At 61.2% G+C, this 613-nt stretch carries 1 protein-coding gene; it reads left to right on the forward strand.

The features are described from left to right. The coding region (locus Q1A36_RS21365) for an Ig-like domain-containing protein (RefSeq protein ID WP_299848200.1) at positions 1-613 on the forward strand (613 nt) is incomplete at both ends.

Consider the following 613-nt stretch of genomic DNA (forward strand, 5'->3'; position numbering starts at 1 on the left):
CCAAGACGGTCAACGTTCTGGCCAATGACAGCGATCCGGACGGCGATGCGCTGACCATCACCGCGGTCAACGGTCAGGCGATCAGCGAAGGCGGCTCGGTCAATATCGATGGCGTCGTCATCAGCCTGACCAGCGGTCAGCTGGTGGTCGACGGGACCGCTGCCTATGCCGACCTGCTGCTGGGCCAAACTGCGAAGGTCACGTATAGCTACAGCATCTCGGACGGAAACGGCGGCACCGACACGGCCAATCTGGACATGACCTTCTCCGGCGCCAAGAACACGCTGGAGACGATCAAGGACAGCCTGCCCGCGAGCGGTCTTCTGGTCGGTGCCTACAGCGACGTGTTCGACGGGCCTTATATCTCGGTGAGCCTGTCGGCGACGGGGGACGCGCGTTTTGACGGGATCAGCTTCGCCAACGCCTATTGCGTATCGCTCTATGATCCGCTGACGCCGGGCGATGTCGTCCCCTACAAGATGTATCTGGCAGACGCGGATTCGGTTCCGGCCGGCGTCGTCCCGAACCCGCAGAATCTGGACCTGATCAACTGGATTCTGAACCAGGACTTCAGTTCCCAGAACAACGGGGATGGTGCAGGCCAAACCTATAC

It is taken from the genome of uncultured Paracoccus sp. (genome assembly GCF_947487305.1).
GTDB lineage: Bacteria > Pseudomonadota > Alphaproteobacteria > Rhodobacterales > Rhodobacteraceae > Paracoccus.